Raw genomic sequence first — 25,528 nt, 5'->3', positions numbered from 1 at the left:
TCTTGAGGCAGCCAACCTGACTTACTTCCTGTCCAAGGCAAGAATCGTTTGCAACAGCACATTGGCGCCATTGGCCATGTCCTCCGGTTTGGTGTACTCATCCGGAGAGTGGCTGATGCCTTTCACACTGGGCACAAAGATCATCCCCACCGGTGCGATGGTAGCGATTTCCTGCGAATCATGCCCGGCGCCACTGGGCATGACCTGATACGTAAGGTTTAATTTTTGGGCAGATGCAATGATCTTATCCTGAATGCCTTTATCTGTCAATGCCGGAGTAGTGCCGATGACTTTTTTGAAGGTGATGGACACACCGGATGATTTTGCTATTTCCGCTGCCCGGCCTTCGATTTCATGAAACAGCATCATGATCTTATCCGAGCTCAGATCACGGATTTCCAGGCTGGTGATGACCTGCCCCGGAATGACATTGTAGGCTCCCGGCTGGACTGAAATCTTGCCCACCGTACCTACTTGAGTACCTTCGTGACTGGTTATTACATCATTTACGGATTGAATGTATTTAGCCGCCGCCAGCAGGGCATCATGGCGCAAATTCATGGGTGTCGTGCCGGCATGATTGGCCATGCCGGTAATGGTGACGTCCCACTGCAGTATGCCTACTATACCGCTGACCACTCCAATCTGGATCTGATCCCGCTCCAGAAAAGCACCCTGCTCGATGTGCAGTTCCAGAAAGGCAGCCAGGTCTCCTTTCTGGCGTACAGCATTCTGAATGTGGTCAGGATCTCCACCGATGGCCTTGATGCCATCGTAAAGGTTAAGTCCGCTTTGACTGACATTATTTAGGACCTCCGAATGGAGGTGTCCAGCCATAAAACTACTTCCGTAGGTAGCTCCTTCCTCATTTGAAAAGATCAGTATCTCCAATGGATGATTGGTCTTCAGGTTGTTTTCCTTCAATACATCCATGACTTCCAGTGCCGAGATCGAACCGACACAACCATCGTAATTACCACCATCGGGTACCATGTCGATGTGGGAGCCAAAGGCAATGGGTTTCAATCCGGGATTCATACCAGCCCGCTTGCCGACCAGGTTGCCGGCAGCATCGATCGAAACATCCAGACCTGCCTGGCTCATCTGTTCCATATACCAGGCTCTGCCGGCGATGTCTCCTGAGGTATAGGCTACCCGGTAACCATGACCGGTGGAGTCCCGGCCAAATTGAGCCAGTTCGTGAATTCGCCGTTCGATCCGGTCCTGGTTCACTCGTAGTGCAAGCACATCGGTTTGAGCTATAATCGTGTGTCCACTCAGGACGAATAACAAAATTGCAATCGTCCCATTTAACTTATTCATGAATCCCGATTTTCTTTGTTCTCCAAGTTAAGTGATTGTTTGCTAAAGCTTTGGCCAGTCGGCAATAGTTTGTTCATCGATGAAAGGTTGTTGCCGGTCAAACAATGGGTAACCGGATAATAAAAGCTGTTCCTTCACCTTCTTTACTTTCAACTTTCAGTTCACCTCCATGCGCTTTGACGATATCATAGCTCAGGCTCAATCCCAGCCCAGTCCCCTGGCCTGTAGGTTTGGTGGTGAAGAAAGGCTGAAAGATCTTGTCTTTGATTTCAGTTGGAATACCCCGGCCATTGTCTTCGATTCGGATGATCACCCGGTCCTCCAATTTCTGGGTTACCAGTTTTATAAATGGCATTGATGCACCTGGCAGTTGTCCCTGTTTTTTTAGTTCATAGCACGCATTGTTGAAAATATTCTGCAAAACCCGTCCAATATCCTGAGGCACAATTGGTATAGGCGGTACCCGGGGATCAAACTGGACAATACGTTGAATATCGATCTGTGGTGTGGTCAGCTGCTTGCCATTTTCCGTACAGGCATGCAAGGCTATCCGAAAATAATCATCACAAAGTTTATTAATATCTGTGTTGGTCCTGCTACCGGATGTGGGCTTGGCATGCTCCAACATACTGGTGACAATACCGCTGGCACGTTGACCATGTTCATGAATTTTTTGCAAATTCATAGCGACATCTGCCAATATTTCCGTTGCTTCTAACGCATCACCATTTGCAAATTCACGTATCGCTTCCTGTATCAGTTCACCGCTTAGCTCGGAAAAATTATTGACAAAATTCAACGGATTTTGCAATTCATGAGCTATACCGGAAGTAAGATCGACCATGGAGGATAATTTCTCACGATGCACCAATTGCTCTTGTCTTATTTTTTGTCTTAGCCGATACAGTAATGCGAAGTAACCCATCATTCCGAGGATACCCAACAACACCAACAATAACAGCGGCATAAACCACCAACGGTGCCAGACGTTTCCTTCAATTCGAAATGGATAAATAACAACAGTACCTTGCTTTCCAAATTTTGCATGTAAGACAAAATCGCCCCCATCCAGGTGGGAATAAGCCACCTGACGGCATTGCACACAATAAATCCAATTGTAGTCCAAACCCTCCAGAAAATAAAATAATGTATCCGATCCCCCTTGGGATCCTGGGTCGAAATTGAACATTAAATAATTTTGATCGTAAGATAAGGACGGCGGCTTCTGGTTATGAATTGGCAATTGGATAAAATCGTTTTGGTGGAGTCCATTTCCAACACGTACGGACCCTAAAATGGAGGTCTGATCCTGTCCAACCAAGGCATTCATCCTGGCAGTCAGTACGATCACTAAAAATAGTATACGCAACTTCATAGCTTCCGATCACTTATCCTGAATGCCCAGCTATAGGCAATATACATAAAGATTGTAGCTACAGACCAGATGATCTCGTATTGTAAATAAAAGCTTTGCGAATAATTAATAATCGGAGAGCTAAAAACATCAAAAAAGCCAAAACCATTATAAAGTATGGCTCCCAAGCTTACCCAAAACATGGGCATATCCTTAAGTCTGAATTCTACATCTTCCAACAAAAGTTGGGACAAATAATACATCACCAGAATCGCAATAAATAATTTGATAATGCCATTGCTATACCCATTAACATGTAAACCGGAAAAATAGAGAGCATCAATCAATCCATACATACCCAACAACAATGCACTTCCGCGAAAAATTATCTTGTAGGAATTGGAGCGGATCAAGCTCGTAAAAACCCAGGTCATCATCATCAGATCAACCAAAGAAAATAGATAAAGTAATCCATTGCCCAATCGTCCTCCGATCGTTAACAAAACCAGGTCCAAAAAAAGAACAATAATTAAATTACAATAAAGGACTTTCAATGGCCTGGATAATTTTCGATAAAAAATAGTTCCGATACCAACCGGAAGCACCACCAGATACGTACAAAAATAAACCAGGAAACCAGCAAGGTCTATGAGCTTCATGGTTTGTAAAATAGTATTGCTTGAAAAAAAAAGTTAATTGCAGGCATGGGGTGGGCAAACCGGTTTTGGTCCACTGTATCCTTTTTCATTATCGTAGGTTGAAAAGAGATGCCGGGATGTAAATGAGGGCTGTTTTGACTTTTTACCCTTAAAAATCATATGATAACATATCAACCCTTTACCGCCTGTTTCTTCAGGTTTTGCGACGCGTTCACTTTTATCAGGTTCCATAAAACCAAAGGAGATGGTGAATAAGTCACACCCATCCTGCTCAAAGGCGTCAAGGACTTTATGAATGGTATTATTTCCTTGCGCATAATTGGCTTGCTTAATTCGCATGAAGGTCCCGCGGGCGTATTCATTGACTCCATAAATTACATTAAATTCATTTCTGAAGTGACTGCACTGAATCGCCGATTCTGAGGGATTTGAACAGAATGATCCCATCTTCGTTGAAGGACTCGTCTCACTAAAGTGCCTGAATGAAGCGCCCTGGTGAGCCACTCCGCCCAGTACCAGCGTAAAATTTTTCATTGCATCCAATCCATAGAACAAGGAAATATGGGTCATATCTTGATGCGCGGCTTCCAGAGCGTGGATGCGTTTACGAAATCCTTGAATTGAAATGGCCTCGGTTTCCGGAGGCAACGATAAACCTTTTGTAGATTTTAACCTGGTGGATTCCGTTACAAAGTCATTGGTAATTACAGAAATTGTGTTAGAATCCACCGGATTGGCAAAGATACCTTCTTTTTCATCGAACATACTCATAGCCCTAAATTATAGAGGTGAATGGATTATGGAAATTAATTAAATCATTTGAATAATTTTCATTTTATTCAGACAAGGAACAACCGATTAGCAATTGAGGCCATAGTTGCTATTCTTATATTCTTATATTTTTAATTGAACGAACCATTCCCTTATTTTTCGACCGGACCAAAATAATGATCCAGCCAGTTAAGGGTTGCTTTCAAGACCTCAATACGGGGTGTCAGATGCCCAGAATCGTAAATGTTGATCTTCTTATCCCTGGCCGGAGTACCAAGCAAATCGAACATGGGTAATTGGGCGGACTCCACCGGGAAATACATATCGTGTTTGCCATTGACCATCAGCACCGGCTGGGTAATCCGGGGCAGAAAATTGATCTGATCCACTTCAGGAAATGTTTTGGTCATGGCCATTCCGCCTACATTCAGCATGACTACTTTGATCCTTTTCTCCACCGCTGGTAAAATGCCCCCCACAAATCCCCCCCAGCTGATGCCATAGAACGCCAGCTTATCTGTATCGATATCCGGCCTGGTTTCGAGGTAATCGATGGCCCGGCCCAAATCTTTCCGCCACATGATCACATGGTCTTTGTACTGGACGGTCTCCTGAGGTAAACGGGAATTCAGCTTATCGCGCCGGTTGTAGGTGCTTTTAAAGATCGGCTCCACGTATGCCCGACCACTTTTAAGAAAAAAATCATACCATCCGATGTAACTGTCCACATTGTATTCGGAAGTGTACAGGGCATTGGAACCGGGAAATAACAGAATGGTCTGATAGGGAGGCTTAAAGTTTTTGGGTAAATAAACGTACGCCTCCATTCGCTCATCACCATATCCGGCATCAAAAGAAACCTTTTCAATGGTCCAGAATTCCCGGTCATAGCTGGCTTCAACCCGGGCATTCAACGGATCTTTATCGTAGGCAAACTGGGTCAGGTAGATAGAAAAGGTGGCATTGTCCACTGGTTTTTCTTTGCGGTAATCCCGATAATCACCATGTATGGGTTGGTTCAACCCAAAGCGGTCCGGGTCATCCTGCAATTCTATCACACAACGGAACCCGTTGGATACGCTCCGGTCCAGTGCATTCTGGGTGTAACTGTCGTTGAAGGCGTAGGAAGGATCATTCCACCCGCCTCCCAGGACAAAGCGTTGATCATTGCTGCCGGTGGCATTGGAGCACCATTCACGGGCATTGCCGGCCATGTCGTACAATCCGAAGGTACTGTAGCCAGGAAGCGATCCCACTTCGACCGTCGATACGCCATTGAAATTGCTCAGCGGCACCATAAACTCCGTTCGGGCAGTAGCAGCCGCCCGGGACCACTCATAGATGGTGGGCAATTTTTTATGGACATACACCGCATAGGCAGCCGCTTCATACCAGGACACTCCAGTGACCGGATGATTTTCCAGTCCTGCCGGATAGATCCCGCCTTCCCAACCGGCGGGTCCCGGTCTCCCGGTTCGATCGACAAATAGTTTTACGGCTTCATCGATCGTTATCTCTTTACCATCCACCAGAATAGGTTCGGTCCAGTAGGCAGGATTGGTATAACCTCCTGCGTCAACGAAGGCTTTATATTGGCTGTTAGTTACTTCATACTTATCCATTAAGAACTCCGGAACCAATTTCCCTTCGACATTCTGCAGACTGGGCAAATCAAAGTAAACGGTCCGCCCGGGAATCCGCGCCATTTGCTCGGGAATGCTCCCCGTTGCATCCAGCTTGAGGTGGGTCAGATCCGGCTTTAGGTTGCTTAAAAAACCCGGGCCGGCATATTCCAGCGTTTGATACCCCTGCTTTCTGAATTCTACGCGGAGGTAAGCCCTTGGCAATTGTACATCAACCAGAGGTGTGATCCCCGCTGAACGCCATTCGGCGTCCGGTGTCGAATAATCCTTCCAGAACAGTTCGGCTCCGGGAGGATCTGTTTCAATGGTTAGGGTCGTGGCAATGGTCTGCCATAAGTCAGTCAATAGGGAATCATCCGGGATGATCTGTTTGGCCTCACGGGCCAGGTCAAAGGCTTTTACCGAAGGAATGTAATTCAAGCTTAATTCATCCTGGATGGCGGGTATTAGCTCATACCGGGCATCCTGCTTTTTAAGCCGCGGGGTAACGATCAGCCACGCTGCCAGGGCAATGATGATCAGAGGAATTCCTATTTTACTTCCGGTCAGAATGCGTTTCCCGACCGGTTTTTGCTCCTTGTATTTTTCGGCTTTCCCTTGCAATACTTTCCCCACCGGGACTTCCAGCCCCGGATTGCTGATGGCAAAGATCTCCATGGGCTCCCGTACATTCTTCAGCGAATAGAGGCCTAAGGAGACCGCCTGAATGTCTTTTTGATTCTTGATGTCATCCACGACCTTGGATGAGATCAGGATGCTTCCGGGAACGGCCAGCGATTCCAGGCGTGAGGCAATATTGACACCATCTCCATGCACATCGGCTTCCTCAAAGACCACGTCAGCCTGGTGGATACCGATGCGCACCGGCACTTTCGGCTCCTGTAGCATGACTCTCTGGACAGCAATCGCCGCCCGCACCGCTTCACTGGCACTGGTAAAACTGCACAGTGCACCGTCTCCCATGAATTTTACAATCCGGCCATTGTGTTCCCGGGCTTCCGCCTCAAGCTTTCCTTTCAATTTATCGCGGAGTGACAAGGCTAAAACCTCATCGTCCCCCATCAGGGCGGTGAACCCCATAATATCGGCGAAAAGTATTGCGGCCAGTTGACGAATTGGTGCCATACGCTAATCCTGACTAATCAATTTTACATTAAGATATTTATTAACCGCTGATTTTCTCTGCATCTGACTCATCCTGCTCATCATGTGACCTTTCCGATTATCGTCTTGTATTTTCAGTTTTCACCTAATATTTGACCATCCTATAATCCAATTAATTCAGATAACAGGTAAACGCACAATGAAACTGGTTCCCTGCTCTTTCTCGCTTTCAACTTCGATCTCCCCTCCATGAGCCTGGATAATGTCATAACTCAGGCTCAACCCCAGTCCGGTCCCCTGACCGGTCGGTTTGGTCGTAAAGAATGGCTGGAAGATCTTGGATTTTATTTGATCCGGAATACCGGAGCCATTGTCGGCTATTCTTATTTCAATATGTTCACCAAGTTGTTTGGTTGATATGGTAACTTCGGGATGGTAATTTGTATCCCCCTTCGCCAGGGCTTCGTCGGAAGTTGCCCTTAAACTTCGCTCAGTACAGGCCTGAAATCCATTATTGATGATATTCAGCAACACCCGGCCAAAATCCTGGGGAACAACCCGGATCTTTGATAAATCAGGATCCAGATCAAGTCGATATTCCGCGCTAAAGGATTTATCCCTGGCTCGCATGCCATGATAGGCCAGCCGTACATATTCATCACACAACGCATTAATATCGGTTAACTCTTTTTCACCTGAACTGGTCCGGGAATGCTGCAGCATGCTTTTCACGATCGAATCCGCGCGCTTGCCGTGCAGGTTGATTTTGAGCTCATTCTCCCGGATATCCTGTAGTATTTCATTTTCCAGATTTTCATTTCTTTCTCCTTTTTCCTTTGTCCTTTCTTCCAATAACTCATCGATCATTTCCTTATTCACCTCCGAGAAATTATTGACAAAATTCAGTGGATTCTGGATTTCATGCGCGATACCCGCAGTAAGCTCTCCCATGGAAGCCATTTTCTCAGACTGGATCAATTGTACCTGTGCGGTTTTAAGCTCGGCTAATGCATTTTCTACTTTTTCCTTTTCCTCCCGTAATTCATGGGTTCGTCGCTCCACTTTTTCTTCCAGGGATGCTTTTTCTTTTCTTAATGCACTTATCCTCCACTCTATAAAAGTCCACAGCAACGTAAGAAATGCGATTAAATAAATCAGATAAGACCACCAGGCACGGTACCAGGGAGGTAAAACCGTAAATGCATAACTGGTCTCAGACCATACCCCGGCAGGATTGACCGCTTGTACAATAAATGTATAGGTGCCTTCACTGATATGGCCAAAGCTTGCACTCGTCCGATCACTTAGTGGACTCCAGGCATCATCGTAGCCTTGCAGCTTATACTGATATTTCATCCGGCCTGCAAATCCCGGCTCGATGGCAGCAAAATCAATCCGCAGGTTATTCCTGTTGTAAGGAAGAATTAGATGCTGGGGTATGGGATAAAATGAGGAAATACCATCAAATTGTAACTTATGATATTTATCCAGCATCTGTTGGGATTCTTCTCCGGACAATACTTTCCCAAAGGTCGTAACCATTTCATTTTGAATGGCCAAACTATCTGCACCGATATCTAATCCCCGGGCATTTGCCAGGAAATTCCAGCAGATGTCATCATTATCGACTGCTATATTTTGCAGCTGCACCAGGTAATCATTTCGCGCCGGATTTAATTTTTCATAATCAAAACGGATAAGTTTACCATCTCCGGTTCCTCCCCATATAACTCCACCCTTGTCGACAAACAAGGAAAATTTGAACGCAAAATCCTTGATATCAAAACCAGTCGACGGATTGAAATTTTCGAATTGAATCTGGCCAGTATTTTTCCCCGGATCATTTTCATTCATCATGACCAGTCCGGAATTGGTCCCCATCCAGATACGGTGCTTGATCGTATCCCTTCTTAATGAATAAATGGTATTATCACCCAGGCCCATGGTAGTTGTATAAACTGTGATGGAATCATTATTGATTCGACAAAGTCCTTTTCCATAGGTTCCGGTCCAGATATTCCCGGACGCATCTTCGCACAATGAAGGCATCTCAGGGCATGGCATTCCGGATGCTGCAGAGTAATTCAAAACGGTCTTTGGATTCCATTTACTAAGGCCTTCACCACCAAACCACATATTTCCATTTTGATCCTGAATAACCGATACGGTCTGATTGGTAACCAATCCCTGCCCGGTGCTGAAGTGCCTGAAACTATTTCCATCAAATTTATAGGTGCCATTCCAGGTGGTAAACCACAGATTGCCCTGCTTGTCCTGAATGCTATTCAGGATTCCCGACCATTCCGGCAGTCCCTGATCAGAGGTATAATTCGTAAAAGTCTTCCCATCGAATTTGCTGATCGAGCCTAAGCAACCAAACCACAGATTTCCGTCATGATCCAACAAGATGCTGAATACATCTCCGGAAGCAAGCCCTTGTCTGGTATTATAATTGAAAAAATGGTGTCCATCGTATTTAAACACGCCACCACCGATTGTTCCTATCCAGTAATGACCATCCTTATCCTGATTAACCGCCATGATTTGCCTGCCACCGAGGCCGAGCGATTTCGAATATTTAGTCAGGAAGTTGCGATTGTATTTGCAAACACCACCATTTCGGGTGCCTATCCACATATTTCCAGATGGATCTTCAGTAAGAGTAGTTATTGCATCAACTGCCAGCCCGTTCGCATGAGTATAGTTGGTAAACAATGGGGTATAGTCATTTTCCTGTTGAACACATTTGCTCAATCCATTCCCTGTACCAATCCAGATCGCTCCATAGGAATCAGCTGCAATAACATTAATCTGGTCATCAACCAATCCATTTTCCACCGTATAATTGGTAATCCCGCTTTCAGTCAGCTTACTGATACCAATATCCGAACCTATCCAGATATTACCATCTAAATCTTCCGTAAGACAGTTAATGCGGTTATTGAGCAGTCCTTGTTTTTCGGAATAATTAATAAACTCGCTTCCAATGTATTTACTCAGTCCACCCATTGTTCCCAACCAAATATTCCCTTTCCGGTCTTCGAGGATACAATTAACCTGATCATCTGCCAACCCATCAGCAGTCGTTAGATGAACAATAATTGAAAGTGAATCCTGATTTCCGTATTTGCATTTATATACTCCGGAATCCGTACCCACCCACATATTTCCCACGTGGTCTGCATACATGGTTATATTGCCATTATCAGGAAAAGCCGAAGAAATAAATTTCGATCCATTGTATTTATACAGAATATTTACGTTCCCGGAATTTCCTGAGCTGGTCCAGATGTTTCCGGCAGTATCCTCAACCATACTGTAAACACCATTGTCCAGACCGTTTACTGCGGCGTAAGTGGTAAATTTATTCCCGTCATATCTGCTGCATCCGGCTCCCTGGGTGCTAAACCATAAATTGCCTTTTTTATCCAGAAGGGCATTTTGCACGAAATCAAGCCCCAGGCCGTCTAACGTATTATAAATGGTAAAATCCGGATCACCCAGGCCATCTGCATTTGGATTCGAGGTTACGGTAGGCTTTCCCGCTGTAATTCTTTTAGGTGCACGTGATCCTGTCAATAAAAATGCTTCTGGAGGATTGTTTACCGGATTGAGGACGCCCGTTAATTTCCTGGCATACCCCGGCCCGGCAATATCCTGTACATGTTGATTTTTCATGCAGGATAAAAGTGAGCTTATTATCAAAGTCAAGATCAGGAAATGAATTTTCATTTCATATACTTATACTATTGGCAGTTGTAATACGAACACACTCCCCTCACCTGGGTGACTCTCTACAGTGATCATCCCTCCATGTGCCTTTACGATATCATACGCCAGACTTAATCCCAGCCCCGTCCCTTGACCCGTCGGTTTGGTGGTGAAGAAGGGCTGGAAGATCTTGTCCTTGATATTATCTGGAATTCCAGGTCCGTTGTCTGTAATCCTAATTTCGATCTGACCATCCGACCTTTTCGTTGAAATTGAAATTGATGGATTTTCTACATCATGTATTGCCTGAAAGGCGTTATTGATGATGTTCAAAACGACTCTTCCAATATCTTGGGGCACCACCTTTATGTTCGGCAAACTGGAATCAAAATTTGTTTTAAGCGCGGCATTAAAAGATTTGTGTTTAGCACGAATACCGTGATAAGCCAACCGCAAATATTCTTCACAAAGCGCATTAATATCCGTCAGTTCCTTTTCACCTGAGCTGTTCCTGGAGTGCAGCAGCATGGATTTTACAATAGAATCCGCCCTTTTCCCATGGTGAATTATTTTTTGTTCATTCGCGGCAATTTCATCAGCAAGTGATTTGACGTGCTCCAGATGACCCTTCTCAAGTGCTTCTATTTGTTCTTCAATCAACTCCGAGTTGATTTCCGAAAAATTATTCACGAAATTCAAAGGATTCTGAATTTCATGGGCAATTCCGGCAGTTAGCTCACCCAGCGAGGCCATTTTCTCAGAATGGACTAGCTGTGATTGGGTTGATTTCAAATTTTCGATGGTCTCACGTAATGTTTTGGTCCTTTCAGCGATCGTCTTTTCCAGCTGTTTATTTTTTTCTTTTAATATCCTCGAACGGTAATTTACTATAAGTGTAATCAACCCGGATAACAGGATGCCATACAAAATATATGCCCACCACGTTAGCCACCAGGGGGGCAGAATCTCGAAAGTGAATTCTGCTGGTTTACTCCAGGAACCATTGAATTCATTTACACTCACTTTAAACGTGTAGTCGCCGGGACTTAAATTATAATAGTTGAGCGTTTTGGGATTGCTCTTCGCGTAAATCCAGTCCTTGTCGCTCCCTGTTAACTGATATCTGTAGTTTATTTTGTCCTGGTTAAATAGATCATTGGTGGCATAACTAAAGCTAATGGAGTTATGGTCACTGGGCAGTTGCAAGCCAATGGGAATATTGTATGGATATTTTAACGCTGTCCAATTGATCCTGGAATCGTATCCGGAGGAAGCTGACAACGAATCACTAAAATTAAAGGCCTTATCCAATATGGAGACTCCGGTAATATGAACCTCATGACCTGATCCAGGCACCGGATCCTTGTCATTAAAAACGACTACTTTAGGATTTGGACCGGCTACCATCCATACCTCACCACTTTTAGTCCTTGTGCTTGATTTTTGATGGTAATCCGGGCGTAAAAAACCCTGAGATGGCCCAAGATCATAAATGGAATAATCTCCATTTTCCAGAGGCTCTTTACTCATGACCATAAGACCATTCGTCGAACCTACATACATCTGATCTTTTCCTTCTACCAAGTCCCAAAGCTCCGAGGAATGAAGGCTTTCATCACCGTAATTCGTTATGAGCTGATCCTTGATATTAATGATTGATAATCCCTTCGTTGTCGCTACCCACAGGATATCATTCTCAACTAAAATGATGTCCATAATATCGTTTCCAATCAAGCCTTCTTTTTTTGTGAGATGTTTTATAGTATTCCTGGTCGGATCGATGACGACCAGGCCTTCCGTAGTAGCCAACCAATACTGCGAAAATGCATCCGCAATTACATTTTCAACCTTATTACCAGGTATTTGACCTCCTTTTTCATTAATTATCTTAAGCGTTCCATGATTCAGGTCAAATTGGTAAAGACCTTTATTGAGGGCTAACCAGTAAAGACCATGCGCATCAATCATTAGATCATTAATCCCAGAGTCGATTTGTTGCTCATTCGAATAGCGTGTAAGTTTTTTTTGACGAGTATTAATCAAATCAAATCCAACTCCCGCCCCAACACAATAAATACCATCGTTAAGTTCTTTGAAAAATTGAATGTCATCGTTATTTGAGGCCCGTAACATGCTACGGGTAATCGTCTTAATTTGGCTTTTATCTTTTGAAATAATATCTATACCAATATAACCTCCCAGCCAGGTCTCACCTGATGAACTCTCCATGATTTCCCATGTTTCGAGATTCATTAAACCATTCGATTTATCCAGGTATTGGATATCCAGGTCATTCAGATCTTTCAATAAAATGCCTCTGCCGTCGGTGCCGATCCAAAGTACATTTCGGTCATCGATGTAGAGCGGACATATTTGCCAGGTACTAATCACTGCTGAATTTATTGGTACTTTTTTGATCATTGTCTCCTCTGGATTGAGGATGCTCAACATATTATTTCGAGAGATATAAAGATTTTGCGAGGTGTCTTCAATAAATTGACCGGATAGATCGGTACCACCTGTGAATTCCCTTAAGTAGTAGACAGAGTCTTTAGCTATATTTATTTTGGCTATGTTACCTCCACCCCAATTTGTGGCCCAAATGTTTGCATTTTTATCTTCGTACAGACCGGTTATCCAGTTGATATTGAAATCATCCCATTCCAGTGTTTTATAATAGGATCTGCTTTGGTCAATTACCACTATTTTATCTTGGGTGCCAATCCAAATATTGTTTTCCTTATCCGTAAGTCCGGTGACAGATTGCTTTATATTTAGCGGATACTGTTTGATTGTAGATGCGTTATAATCAATTTGAAAAATACCAGAATTACTGGAGGAAACCACCCAATACAGGCCTTCATGATCCATAAATATTTCCATATAGTTTTCTTCGGAAGCGTAGTGATAGGCCCTATTGTTGGCAATATCCAGGATATTTATGCCTTGTTTATCACTGACTGTCCAGATTCGGCCCTCTTCATCCAACAGCAGGGACTCGATCGCCGTATATGGATAAATGTGCAAGCGTTCACCATCAAAATGACACAGTGAAGTTGTGGTAGCAAGCCATTGCCCGTTAGCCCCATCAGAGATAATATCCAGGACGGTTACATCCGGTAGACCTTCAGAAACAGAAAAATTAATGAAACCTGACGTCAGATCTTCTTGTGGATTAAATGGATCGATTTCTTTGATGACTGGTCCTGGGATCTCAGTTACAGTTAATATAAATGGCTGTATACTGGCGGAGTCAAATACAATGGCTTGATTGGGAATATTGTCCCAATCGAGAAGATGCGCTTCCAACGGCTTTCGCAACGGTTGGTATTGGGGCATGGAAAACGGCCGTACTGGAAGTTTGTCCAAATCAAGCGGATAGGATTTGGGTGGTTGAATGGTCTTGGGATCCACTTCTTCCCACACGATCTCCTTTTCTTCTGAAAAAGTGAATGGTTTGGCCCGTTGGTTTACTTGTATTTCAACCGAAGCATCGGGTAGATCAGATGTTCTATTACAGGACAGCAATACAATCAAAGAAAGGAATAAAAAGAAATGGCGTTTATAACTGGTCATAATTACCCGGTTCAATTCGTGTTGAAATAGTATCTAAGTTTAGGTAAATGGATGATAAAGGCTTTTCCCTGAGGAATCCATCCCAACCACCTGTGATGCAAGCTGCCATATTTCAGGTCCTGAGCAATGACTGGAAGCCAGGGAATGCCGGTTAAACGATAAATATCAATTGGAATGTATCGGGCATTAAGCCAGTGCATCTGATTGGTTTTTTGTGGCAGGGTGTTTTGATTGGCGTTCCGACCTATCCTTGCTGAAGATAAAATTTATTAGCTAGATATACCAGTAAGCTGCAAAACCAGAGTCTGTGATTGATTCGTTACATTCATGAATGCATTGAATTTATTGAAAAGCCAATCCGAGCAAAGCAAGGTTCAGGTTGTCGGACACCTCACCTTTATGCCTTACTTCAATGGAATGGTTTCGTTTTGATTTCCATTCAAAAGCTGATTGACGTCTGTCCTATCTCCAGTCATTTCCCAGGATCCTAACCATATCGGAATATTACCTATAGCATTCAGGCGGTCGAAAAAGTCTTTTAACTGGAAGGGCTCACCGATAGCCTCCTGCTTACGGGCAAATTGTGCCAGGGTGTTTTCCAATAAATATTTACCGGTGATGTAGCTGGTGCCATAACCCGGCTGACGGAGATACAAATGTTGCTCAAAAATGCGCAACTCCTTCTCGGTCTTCATCCAGCCCCGCGGCGTATATTCGGAATGGATGCCGCCGGCTTCTTCCATGGTCATTTCGTTGGCCTGCGCATAGAGGGAGCCAAGGCCCCGGGCAGCGCGCTGGGCGATCATAATGTATACAATCTCGCGGGTGCGAGGTGAATCATCGTAAAGCCCGGCCTGCATGAATAGTTCTTCGACCGCAGTGGCCGTGCCTTCATTACGGGAATCGAAAATATTGTAAAGCAACGGTCCGCGACGAATCACACTTGGATGGGGTTCGGTATCCATGCGGGCGAGCTCAAACCAGTGGTAAAAATGAGAAAAGAGCGGCCGGGGATCATGGTGGGCAGTGATCAAAAAGAAATTGCGTTCCTCCGCCGGTACAAACGAGCCCAAATGCTCCCGTATAGCTGGTTCAAAATAATCCTTAACTGTAACAATATCCTCTTTCTCCAGAAAATCCATCAGGCTGCGGACACCTTGTTCAGCCAGGGAATCATAAGCTTCCGGGGAATTTACGGCCTGCAACTGGGGCAAATCCCGGTTGCGGTGTTCTTCCAGCTTCAAGGCTGACCATGCCCGGGCAAGTTCCCGCTTTAACAGGATCACTTCGTCGTTCCAGGTGAGCGGAACCAGGTGGACATTTTGCTGGTACCAGGTATAATTTTCTTTACCGATGCCTGAGGGACCGTTTTTCATAGGAGCCTCGCCTTCCAGCCAGCTCACCAATTCCAGGGTGGAGGTGTTCGCATTTTGAATCGCCGTTACCAATTCATCATCCCCTGTCACACCGGGGAGACCCAGGATGGTCTGGAGGTCGGCGGCCTGGGTACGAATATCGCGGATACCGGTGACCCACAGGTCTCTGGCATTACCGGAGAGGTTTTGCATGGCCTGTTTATTGAGGGGTGGGATTACTTGCAGGTCATGAATCAAGCGTTCTTTTTCTTCGGTAGTAAGGGGAAATACGTACGTCCACAGTTCAGTGATTGCGTGATGCGTGGGGCCTTCGTGGGCAGGTACATCGCTGCGTTCCATCCAGACCGATTTATAAAAAGCAGGATCACGAACCCATGGTTGAAGAATGCGGTCATTAAAGTCATAGCCGTTCATTTCGGCCCGGACGATGTTCCAATCCACTTGCTGGGCAACCGGCCAGGATGTGTCATTCATCACCATGAGCCGTTGCCGCAATTGTTCAAATGCAGGGCGCCGCCGAGCAAAAGTTGCAGCTGAATAATCCGGCGCGCCTTCCAATAATGGCGGTTTTTCAAAGCTTCTCCATTCCTGAAAGAGGTTCACCAGGCCTTCGTATTTGGAAGATTCTGATTCTGAAGTTTGATCCTGACTCACGGGCTGGCAGCCGAACATCAGGAATAACAGCACAGGTAAGAGAAGACGGTAATTCATCGTTGTTTTCGTTTTTTCTGAAGTTATGCATTTGGCCACAAACCGGTAGGAACTTTACCACACCGGCAGCGACACCGTGAAAGTTGCTCCCTCTCCAGTAATCGATGTAACCTTAAGTTCTCCCCCGTGTGCTTTCACAATATCATAGCTCAGACTCAATCCCAGCCCAGTTCCCTGGCCGGTCGGTTTGGTGGTGAAGAAAGGCTGAAAGATCTTGTCTTTGATGGAGTCAGGGATGCCGGGACCGTTGTCGGTTATTTTTATTTCAATATGGTCCCCGGCACGTTTTGTTGAAACCAACAAGGTCGGGTCTTTCGTGCCCTGAACGGCTTGAAAACCATTATTGATGATGTTTAATAGCACCCGGCCAATATCCTGAGGGATCACATTTATTTTCGGTAAGCTCTCGTCGAAATCCGTTTTTAAATCAGCATTAAAGGATTTATCCCTGGCCCGCAAACTATGGTATGCCAGACGTACATATTCATTGCACAATGCATTGATATCGGTGGGTTCTTTTTTCCCCTCACTTTTTCTTGAATGCTGCAGCATCCCTTTTACGATGGCGTCTGCCCGCTTACCATGATGATTGATCTTTTCAAGATTGGTTTTTATGTCACTGCTTATTGCTTTTGCTTCATCCACATCACCCTTATCCAATTCTTCATTCAATTCATCGATTAACTCATTGCTTAGTTCAGAAAAATTATTGACGAAGTTTAATGGGTTTTGTATCTCGTGTGCAATGCCTGTTGTAAGCTCTCCAAGTGAAGCCATCTTTTCGGATTGTATAAGCTGGCTTTGCGTAGACTTCAATTCTTTTAAAGCTGTTTTGAGTGAGCTATTAACTTTTTGTTTCTGTTTGATATTTCTAAATTGAGTGAATGCCAACACCACAAAAAACAGTATACAGGCAATGAGGCCATATACTTTAAGCTGACTTTGAAATTGCTTTTGCAAATAGCTTTTTTCAATAGCCTCCTTCTGTTGCCTCGATGTTTCATTTAAAATGATGGCCTGGAACTGGGTAGCTTTTTCATTATTAAATAAGGTATCTTTTAGAGAAACATACAATTGCAAATATTTATATGCGCTATCGGGATACCCTGTGGCGGAAAATAAGTTAGCCACCAAAGGGCTGATCTCAGACAGGTAATAGTTTGAGTTTTCGCCCCAGCCGCTGGAAATAAGAGCATCGATATTATTCGTTTTAAAAAACATGTATGCCTTTTGAGCATAAATAAGTGCTGAATCTGTTTGGTTATTTTTTTGATATAGTTTAGCCTTGCCCAGCCATGCTAATGCCCCGAAATGATGGATTGTTTCAGGAATATCCAATAAAATGGAATCGTATTTATTCATGGCAGCCTTGCTATCATCAAGCAAAGCATAAATATCGCCAAGCAGGAGCTGGGTTCTTAAAGCATACAACTCAGTTGCCACATTCATATTTAGTCTTTCGAGTTTTTTTGCATAAAACAAAGCCTCGGTAGGTTTATTGAGTTTAAAATAGGCGCTCGCTATTGTATAGTTTGTGCTATAGATGTAATAGGTGTACCAATTAGACTTACTACCATCCATGCCAGCTAATACGGTATCCATTTTTAACCCGCAATCCAGCATCCTGTTATAATCCTTCATGGAGGCATACAATATTGCCAGCGAACGTAGCGCATCCGATTTCATGTATGCTAATGCTGAGCCTTCGGCTAAAGAAAGATTGTCGAGGCGGATCTCAAGTGACTTCGAATAATTGCCGGCTGTATGGAATATGGTAGCATTTACTTCCTGCATATTAAAAAGGAAATAAATTTTATTATCATCCTTAAACCAATCTTTATACTTTCCGGATGATTTTATTTTATCAAAGACTTCTTTCGCTTTACCGGCGTAATAGATAGCAGAATCAGCGTTATAAAAGTCGGCATAATAAGGATACGTATTGGCGAGTGCAGCGTAGTTAAAGAGCAGCGTTGAATCTTCAGTTGAGTTGCTGATGGCAAACCATTTATTTACCAGGAACTCATCCTGCCATTCCATTATTTTATCCTCCAGCGTGGTATCATGTTCAATATTAATGATCCGGTTGGGAATTTCATCAAAATTAAAAGCCTTTTCTACGGAGGCCCAGTTACCCCTGTGAAACTTATATTCTATCGCTCCATTTGGTACATCAATCGTAATGGCTTTTTTATTGTTACCGTATGGCTTTAATAAATACCTGGGGTTTGCATTTGCATCCCAGTTATTAAATGTGCCTGCCAGGAAAATCGAATCGTGTTTTATCCGTGTTTCTTCATTTACAATAAAAGTGACTTTACTTTGGCTGTATAGGCAGGCTGCCATTATGGAGAAGAGTAGTGTGAGGAATAGCTTCATGCACTAAAGATTTGGCTTTAAAAAATACTGAACGCAGTTCCACCGCCATCTCCTGTTTCCACTTTTATTTCTCCTCCATGCGCCTTCACAATATCGTAGCTCAGACTCAATCCAAGCCCAGTTCCCTGCCCCGTCGGCTTGGTCGTAAAGAAAGGCTGGAAAATTTTGTCTTTGATATTGTCAGGAATGCCAGAGCCATTGTCGGATACTTTGATTTCAATTTTATCCAGCAGCTTTTGGGTGGAGACAACCACTTCAGGTTTTTCAACATCGGTCACAGCCTGAAAAGCATTGTTGATCAGGTTTAAAAGGACCCGTCCTATGTCCTGAGGAACTACTTTTAATAAAGGCAGGTTTTCGTCCAGTTCCAGTTTATACCCTGCATTGAAACTCTTGTCTTTCGCCCGCATTCCATGATAAGCTAACCGCAAGTATTCGTCACACAATGCATTGATATCGGTAGGCTCCTTATCCCCGGAACTGATGCGGGAATGCTGCAGCATACTTTTGACAATGGCATCCGCTCGTTTCCCGTGATGATTGATCTTTTCCAGATTACTTTTTAAATCAGAAGTAATCGCAGCAACTTCTTCCAGATCACCCTCTTTGACTTCTTCCTGCAATTCATCCAGAAGCTCCTGACTGACCTCTGAAAAGTTATTGACAAAATTCAGCGGGTTTTGGATCTCATGGGCGATGCCAGCGGTCAGTTCTCCCAGTGATGCCATTTTTTCAGACTGGATGAGCTGGGCCTGTGTCGACTTCAAATGGGATAATGTTGTTTCTAACTTCTTATTGACTCTTTGTTTTTTTAAATTATTTCTATATAAGATAACTGAAACCAGACCAACTATACCGAGGCAGCTTGCAATTAAAGTAAATCGTAATCGACTTCTGTATTCTGCTTCCCTTTCTTTAAGTTTCATCGATTTTTCCTGTTCATTAATTACACCGTTTTTCAGATTATTCAACGCAATACTTCTCCGACTAAAGTCCTTGTCTTTTTCTATTATAGCCAGTGTTTGGTATTTTATAACACTGTCTTTATTGTCTTTCAGTTTATATGCTTCTGCAAGGTCAAAAAATATTTCTCCCAAATTTCCTTCGCCATGAAGCAATATTCTTCGATTTGCATAGAGAATTGCAGAATCGGGTTCCTTTTGTACATTTAAATAAAAGGAGGTCATTTGTCTGAATGTACCATTCAAATTGGTAAGATTATTAAAATAGGAACTGATAGCAATACTTTTTCTGAAATAAAAAAGTGCCGAATCGATATGATTCATTTTGAGCGAAATCATACCAATCAGCATATTACAATATCCTAAAGGCTTGCTGTCCCCCGCTTCTGTTAACAATTGCATGGCCTGTCTTTCCAACTGCCATGCTGTATCAATGATATTCTGATTAAGATATTTATGACCCAGGTCCAGGTTGATATAGCCCAAATTGGCAGGAAAATTATTCTTTTCAGCTATGCTTTTTGCAGTCAGCAGTAATTCCATTGATTTTTCATTGTTATCGGTGCTGGCCATTAAATTTGCAAAATCCTGGTACACTTTCGTAAGAACCAGGTAACGTTCTCTTTCGCCTGAAATAGTGTTATTATCGCTTTTCCATTTTTTACCATTATATAAATTATTATTCGCAATTTTAATTGCATCTGTGAAACAGGTAAAGGCTTCGGAATATTTATCCAGATGAGTCAATGCATGCCCTTTTTCACTTAGAGAAGCAGCCGCATTTAAGAACATTTGATTTTTTATTGCCAAATCAATGCATGCATCTGAAAAATAAATTGACGAATCCCTGTCAACCTCAACATAAAAATCAGCTAAAAGAGCCTGAATTTTATATTTTGATGAATCATCAACTGCCTGTTGCAATGCTTTGAATAAACTGTCCCTAACGGGTTCCTGCGAATTTGCATGTTTTACCTGAATAAGGAAGACTAATAAGATAAAATGAAATGTTTTCATTTTTAATCTTTTGCTTTTTTTCAAAATTTGTTTTATAACCTTAACCTAATTGAGGGGCATTTGAATCACAAATTCAGTTCCTTTATTTCCTTTTGTATTTACTTTTATTTCACCTCCATGTGCTCTCACAATATCATAGCTCAGACTCAATCCCAATCCCGTTCCCTGTCCGGTAGGTTTCGTGGTGAAGAAGGGCTGGAAGATCTTGTCTTTGATGGAATCGGGGATGCCGGAGCCATTGTCGGCGATGCGGATTTCAATTTGCTTATCCAGTAATTTTGTTGAAACCGAAACGGCAGGGTTTTCTACATCCTGAATCGCCTGGAAGGCATTGTTGAAGATATTCAGCACCACTCTTCCGATATCCTGAGGGACCACCTTGATTTTGGGCAGGTTGGGATCGAATTCTGTTTTATACTCAGCATTAAAGCTCTGGTCTTTAGCCCGCATTCCGTGATAAGCTAACCGCAAGTATTCGTCACACAATGCATTGATATCGGTAGGCTCCTTATCCCCGGAACTGATGCGGGAATGCTGCAGCATACTTTTGACAATGGCATCCGCTCGTTTCCCGTGATGATTGATCTTTTCCAGATTACTTTTCAAATCAGATGTAATCGCAACAACTTCTTCCAGATTACCTTCTTTGACTTCTTCCTGCAATTCATCCAAAAGCTCCTGACTCACCTCCGAAAAGTTATTGACAAAATTCAGCGGGTTTTGAATCTCATGTGCGATGCCAGCGGTCAGTTCTCCCAGTGATGCCATTTTTTCAGACTGGATGAGCTGAGCCTGGGTGGATTTCAGATTTTCATGCGTTTGCTCCAATTCGGTATAGGCTTTTTCAATCTGTCTGGCCTGTTCCAACTCGCGGGCTTGGGTTTTTTCCCGCTCCAACCTCATGGCTTTGGCTTGCTGATACAAAAGAATGCGCCTTCCGAGCAATAACAATAGCAATGCGTAAATTCCATACGCCAACCAGGTTCGCCACCAGGGAGGAGCAATAGTGATCTTGATGGCCCTGGCATCTTCCTCATTCATCCAGACACCATCGGCATTGGCGGCCTTCACCTTAAAAATATAGGTGCCGGGAGAAAGATTGGTTAAGGTCGCTTTCCTTAAAGTTGATGGCGCCGACCAGGTATCATTGTAGTTTTCCAGTATCCAGGAATACAGATTATCTTCTGACCGCAAATAATGCAAATAGACATATTCAAAGGTGATATCCTTTTGCCAATGCTTGAGCCTGATGGCATCGGTATAGGACACGGCTTTGCTAAAAATAGCACCGTCAGGCTGGGAATACGATGAGTCATTGATGGTCATTTTTGTAAGAACCACATCTCCCGTTGTAGCGTCGCGGCCAAATAAGTTTTCCGGCACGATGCGATTCAGTCCAAAATTCCCTCCTATCCAAATCTCTCCATTTTTTCTTTTGATTTCGTAGTAGTCTAAGCTATATGGCTGAAAACCATCCTTTTCATAATAGGAGTAAAATGTTTTGGTTTCAGGATCAAAAATGGATAATCCTCTCTGGGTAGGAATATAGAATTTTCCGGATCGGTCTACCGCCAGACCCAGATTGGGTCCCACGGAAACGATATCATTGTGCAGGAGCCCTTTTTCGTCCCCATAATAAACAAAATCCCCTGTTGCATCATCAAAATTGGTCAATCCCACACCGGAGTAGGTGCCTAACCATAACGAACCTTTCTGGTCGTAGGCAAAAGTCTGTATAGAACCTATTCGAACTTCGGAAGACATTTTAATGAATCGATTTTCGTCAGGTAAAAATTGATTCAAACCACCTATATTGATTCCGAACCAGAGGCGACCTTTGCTATCCTCCGTTATGATTCGAATCATATTTGAACCGAGGGAATTGGAATCTCCAGGTACATTTTTATACGGTATGAATCCGTTTTCTTCTTCATTGAGGCAAAAGAGTCCGTCCCACCGGGTACCCACCCATAGTTTTTGCCTGGAATCCTGGAAAATAGCGGCAACTAAATCCCGCGTACCCCTTCGTGGATTCCATACCGGAGACAGCTTTTTTATCAGCTTACCTGTGCCAGGGGCTAATTCCATCAGGCCCTCCTTATTCATCGCCACCCAAAGCCGACCCGATGGGTCGGTGTAAATATACTGGCAAGGATTCCTGCCATCTTTTTCGACGAAAAACCGCTCAAACCGATGACTTTTTTCCTGCCATAGATTTAACCCGTTATCCGTACCAATCCAAACCCCACCCTGGGAATCTTCATGAATCGTTGTGATCAAATCATTACTCAGCGTGCCGGGATCGGTAGCCTTGTGCTGAATACGCAGGAAATTTAGTTGTTCTGGCCGGTAGATAGCCGCTCCCTTTGCTGTACCTATCCATAACCTGTTATTGCTGTCTTCAAATACCGCTTTGATATCGTCATCCGGCAGGGTATTGGGGTCCTCGTAATCAAATCGAAACAGGTCCATCTGATGGTTTTTAGGAGCCTGTTTAAACAACCCGGGCTTTGCCCCTATCCACCAAAGACCCGTCCGGTCCTTGAGGTTAGGGAAAAACACATTACCCGGTAAAGGAGGATTTTCCCGGTTATTGAATTTGCTATCGTAATAACGAAATGCATTTGTCGCCAGGTCGTAATAAAGAAAAAATGTCCTGGTCCTGTTTGGGGTAACACATTGAAACCAGCTACCTGTAGAATCATCAAACATAGGCAGAAAATAATTGATCTCAGGAGGCCCCTGATCATACGTCAGCATTCCGTCGCCATAGCGATAGGTAGTCACCTGATCCGATGCGCCATCCACCTTTGACAGAATTCCTCCCCAATGGGAGACCCAGTAGTTACCATGGTAGTCCTGAATGGCAAACACGGGCCATTCGGCAACCAGGCGGCTCTTTGATTTTTCACTGTTCAGGTATGCTTTGCTTATACTTCTTTGTTGCATATCAAAGACATAAAATCCAAGATCACCGGTAAGGAGCAAGGAAGCGCCAAGTCCTCTGGTGATAAAATGAATGGTATCCGTAAGGCCTGCAGCTGTCAGTGCTTCACCTACCAGAAGAATGACTTCAAACTGGTCAGTCACCGTATCCAGAAAACATAAATTTTTTCTTTTATCAAGCATCCATAAACCATAATCGGCCACCGCATGGTCTTCCCCATAACTGTAGGAACCATAACGGGAATAATTTCCATCGGCCAGGTCCGGATAGAAACTGAATTTACCCGATTCAGGATGTAAACAACCAAAATGAAAGTTATCCGAATTGGGTTCATAGGCCTTAAACCAGATATTGCCCCGGGGATCATCAAAGAGAATAGAAGCGTACCCCCCCTTTTTATCTAATGGATAATAGTTGGAAAACTTCTCCATGACCGGATCGTAAGAGGTGATTACGCCATCTTCGGTACCGATCCAAATTTTACCGTCCCGGCTTTTGATGACTCCACCATTACAACCGGAAAGATAGGCCCCTGAGGTATCTGATTTATCCAGCTTGCCTTTGAATACCTGAAATTCATAACCGTCGTATTTCACCAGCCCGGCTTGTGTACCAAACCAGACAAATCCCTGATCATCCAGGAGGATATCCTGGATATTTCCTTCAGGCAGTCCATCAGGCACACCGTATTTCTTAAAGAAGAGATTACTTTCCTGTGCAGAACTTAATATCGAAATAAATAAAAATAATAAAGGCAACAGGATGCCATACCTGTGACTTGTCTGTTGGAAGATAAACTGTAGAACCGTTGCCAACCTTTTTAATTGCTTTTGCATTTAGATCACTCCTCTGCTGATACAATATCGTAAATAGTACTGATAACCATCACTTTCACTCGGGCTGTCTCGTCATCCACTCCGAACCGGTAGAAGGTAATGATTCAGGAAAGAGGTAATTGGATGGTAAATACGCTACCCTTGCCTTCGTGACTTTTCACCCCGATCGATCCCCCGTGTGCCTTCACAATGTCATAGCTCAAACTTAATCCCAATCCGGTCCCCTGCCCGGTAGGCTTGGTGGTGAAGAAAGGCTGGAAGATCTTGTCTCTGATATTTTCCGGAATTCCGGGACCATTATCGGTGATGCGGATTTCAATCCGGTTATCCAGTAATTTTGTTGAAACCGAAACGGTTGGGTTTTCTACATCCTGAATCGCCTGGAAGGCATTATTGAAAATATTCAGCACCACTCTTCCGATATCTTGCGGTATCACTTTTATTTTCGGCAAGCTCTCATCGAAATCCGTTTTGAAATCGGCATTAAACGATTTATCCCTGGCCCGCATCCCATGGTAGGATAATCGCAAATATTCATCGCACAATGCATTTATATCCGTCAGTTCTTTTTCAGCCGAACTGGTACGGGAATGCTGCAGCATACTTTTTACAATGGCGTCTGCACGTTTACCATGCAGGTTGATCTTGAGCTCATTCTCCCGGATATCCTGGAGTAAATCACTTTCCACCGTTTCGTCCCTTTCATCTTTTTCCTTAGTCCTTTCACTCAGGAGCTCTTCAAGGAGTTCCGTATTCACCTCTGAGAAATTATTCACAAAATTCAAGGGATTCTGGATCTCATGCGCGATACCGGCTGTGAGCTCACCCAGGGAGGCCATCTTCTCGGACTGGATGAGTTGGGATTGGGTTGCTTTTAATTCATGTAGTGTGGTCATCAAGATGGTGTTGGCTTTTTGTTTCTGACGGGCATTGCGGTAAAGAATAAGTGCCACAATCAGAATAAAAATCAACCCGGCAAATAGTGAATAAAATCTTATCCTGTTTTGGGTTAGTAGCTTTCCCTTTTCCAATTCTTCGAGTCGTAATTGTTCACCAAAAGAGATATTCTGGTACTGAGTTAGGTTTGCTATTTTCTCCTGGCTTAGACTGTCTCGTGTAGTGAATGCCAACTCCAGGTATTTCAGTGTGCTGTCCCGTT

The 25,528-nt window shown here is 43.7% G+C and carries 12 protein-coding genes; all 12 read right to left on the bottom strand.

Features of this window, described 5'->3' with window-relative positions:
- Positions 1-21 precede the first annotated feature (21 nt).
- The 12 genes from H6570_00060 to H6570_00005 all read right to left on the bottom strand — a co-directional run bounded on the left by H6570_00060 (position 22) and on the right by H6570_00005 (position 25,265).
- Positions 22-1,323: a Zn-dependent hydrolase gene (locus H6570_00060; GenBank protein MCB9317643.1), complete on the bottom strand. Its 1,302-nt coding sequence runs from the start codon at positions 1,321-1,323 to the stop codon at positions 22-24.
- Between the two features lie 97 nt (positions 1,324-1,420).
- Positions 1,421-2,698, bottom strand: coding sequence for a HAMP domain-containing histidine kinase (locus H6570_00055; GenBank protein ID MCB9317642.1), 1,278 nt, complete (start codon positions 2,696-2,698; stop codon positions 1,421-1,423).
- Complete coding sequence (locus H6570_00050) at positions 2,695-3,336, bottom strand: hypothetical protein (GenBank protein MCB9317641.1); 642 nt, start codon at positions 3,334-3,336, stop codon at positions 2,695-2,697. Before H6570_00050 ends, H6570_00055 begins: the two co-directional genes overlap by 4 nt.
- A 33-nt stretch (positions 3,337-3,369) precedes the next feature.
- Positions 3,370-4,107 (bottom strand): hypothetical protein, encoded by a 738-nt coding sequence (locus H6570_00045; GenBank protein ID MCB9317640.1) that lies wholly within the window; start codon positions 4,105-4,107, stop codon positions 3,370-3,372.
- A gap of 152 nt (positions 4,108-4,259) precedes the next feature.
- Positions 4,260-6,875: an SUMF1/EgtB/PvdO family nonheme iron enzyme gene (locus H6570_00040; protein ID MCB9317639.1), complete on the bottom strand. Its 2,616-nt coding sequence runs from the start codon at positions 6,873-6,875 to the stop codon at positions 4,260-4,262.
- A gap of 156 nt (positions 6,876-7,031) precedes the next feature.
- The gene (locus H6570_00035; GenBank protein ID MCB9317638.1) at positions 7,032-10,532 is read right to left on the bottom strand and encodes a hypothetical protein; all 3,501 of its coding nucleotides are present in this window, start codon (positions 10,530-10,532) and stop codon (positions 7,032-7,034) included.
- Between the two features lie 63 nt (positions 10,533-10,595).
- Positions 10,596-11,588, bottom strand: coding sequence for a GHKL domain-containing protein (locus H6570_00030; GenBank protein ID MCB9317637.1), 993 nt, complete (start codon positions 11,586-11,588; stop codon positions 10,596-10,598).
- Between the two features lie 2,957 nt (positions 11,589-14,545).
- On the bottom strand, positions 14,546-16,228 hold the full coding sequence (locus tag H6570_00025) for a hypothetical protein (GenBank protein MCB9317636.1): 1,683 nt from the start codon (positions 16,226-16,228) through the stop codon (positions 14,546-14,548).
- 54 nt (positions 16,229-16,282) lie between these two features.
- Positions 16,283-17,590 (bottom strand): hypothetical protein, encoded by a 1,308-nt coding sequence (locus tag H6570_00020; protein ID MCB9317635.1) that lies wholly within the window; start codon positions 17,588-17,590, stop codon positions 16,283-16,285.
- Positions 17,591-18,624: 1,034 nt separating this feature from the next.
- Complete coding sequence (locus tag H6570_00015; protein ID MCB9317634.1) at positions 18,625-19,920, bottom strand: GHKL domain-containing protein; 1,296 nt, start codon at positions 19,918-19,920, stop codon at positions 18,625-18,627.
- A gap of 711 nt (positions 19,921-20,631) precedes the next feature.
- Positions 20,632-24,348: a GHKL domain-containing protein gene (locus H6570_00010; protein MCB9317633.1), complete on the bottom strand. Its 3,717-nt coding sequence runs from the start codon at positions 24,346-24,348 to the stop codon at positions 20,632-20,634.
- A 125-nt stretch (positions 24,349-24,473) separates the two neighbouring features.
- Positions 24,474-25,265, bottom strand: coding sequence for a GHKL domain-containing protein (locus tag H6570_00005; GenBank protein ID MCB9317632.1), 792 nt, complete (start codon positions 25,263-25,265; stop codon positions 24,474-24,476).
- Positions 25,266-25,528: the final 263 nt, after the last annotated feature.

The organism is Lewinellaceae bacterium, assembly GCA_020636135.1.
Classification (GTDB): domain Bacteria; phylum Bacteroidota; class Bacteroidia; order Chitinophagales; family Saprospiraceae; genus JAGQXC01.
This window is presented reverse-complemented; position numbering and strand designations above follow the sequence as displayed.

Excerpts from the sequence above, each read along its gene's own strand:
- H6570_00020 (MCB9317635.1), bottom strand. The coding sequence starts at position 17,590 with ATGAATAAATACGATTCCATTTTATTGGATATTCCTGAAACAATCCAT.
- H6570_00050 (MCB9317641.1), bottom strand. The coding sequence starts at position 3,336 with ATGAAGCTCATAGACCTTGCTGGTTTCCTGGTTTATTTTTGTACGTAT.
- H6570_00035 (MCB9317638.1), bottom strand. The coding sequence starts at position 10,532 with ATGAAAAATCAACATGTACAGGATATTGCCGGGCCGGGGTATGCCAGG.
- H6570_00045 (MCB9317640.1), bottom strand. The coding sequence starts at position 4,107 with ATGAGTATGTTCGATGAAAAAGAAGGTATCTTTGCCAATCCGGTGGAT.
- H6570_00060 (MCB9317643.1), bottom strand. The coding sequence starts at position 1,323 with ATGAATAAGTTAAATGGGACGATTGCAATTTTGTTATTCGTCCTGAGT.
- H6570_00055 (MCB9317642.1), bottom strand. The coding sequence starts at position 2,698 with ATGAAGTTGCGTATACTATTTTTAGTGATCGTACTGACTGCCAGGATG.
- H6570_00005 (MCB9317632.1), bottom strand. The coding sequence starts at position 25,265 with ATGACCACACTACATGAATTAAAAGCAACCCAATCCCAACTCATCCAG.
- H6570_00015 (MCB9317634.1), bottom strand. The coding sequence starts at position 19,920 with ATGCTGATTGGTATGATTTCGCTCAAAATGAATCATATCGATTCGGCA.
- H6570_00040 (MCB9317639.1), bottom strand. The coding sequence starts at position 6,875 with ATGGCACCAATTCGTCAACTGGCCGCAATACTTTTCGCCGATATTATG.
- H6570_00025 (MCB9317636.1), bottom strand. The coding sequence starts at position 16,228 with ATGAATTACCGTCTTCTCTTACCTGTGCTGTTATTCCTGATGTTCGGC.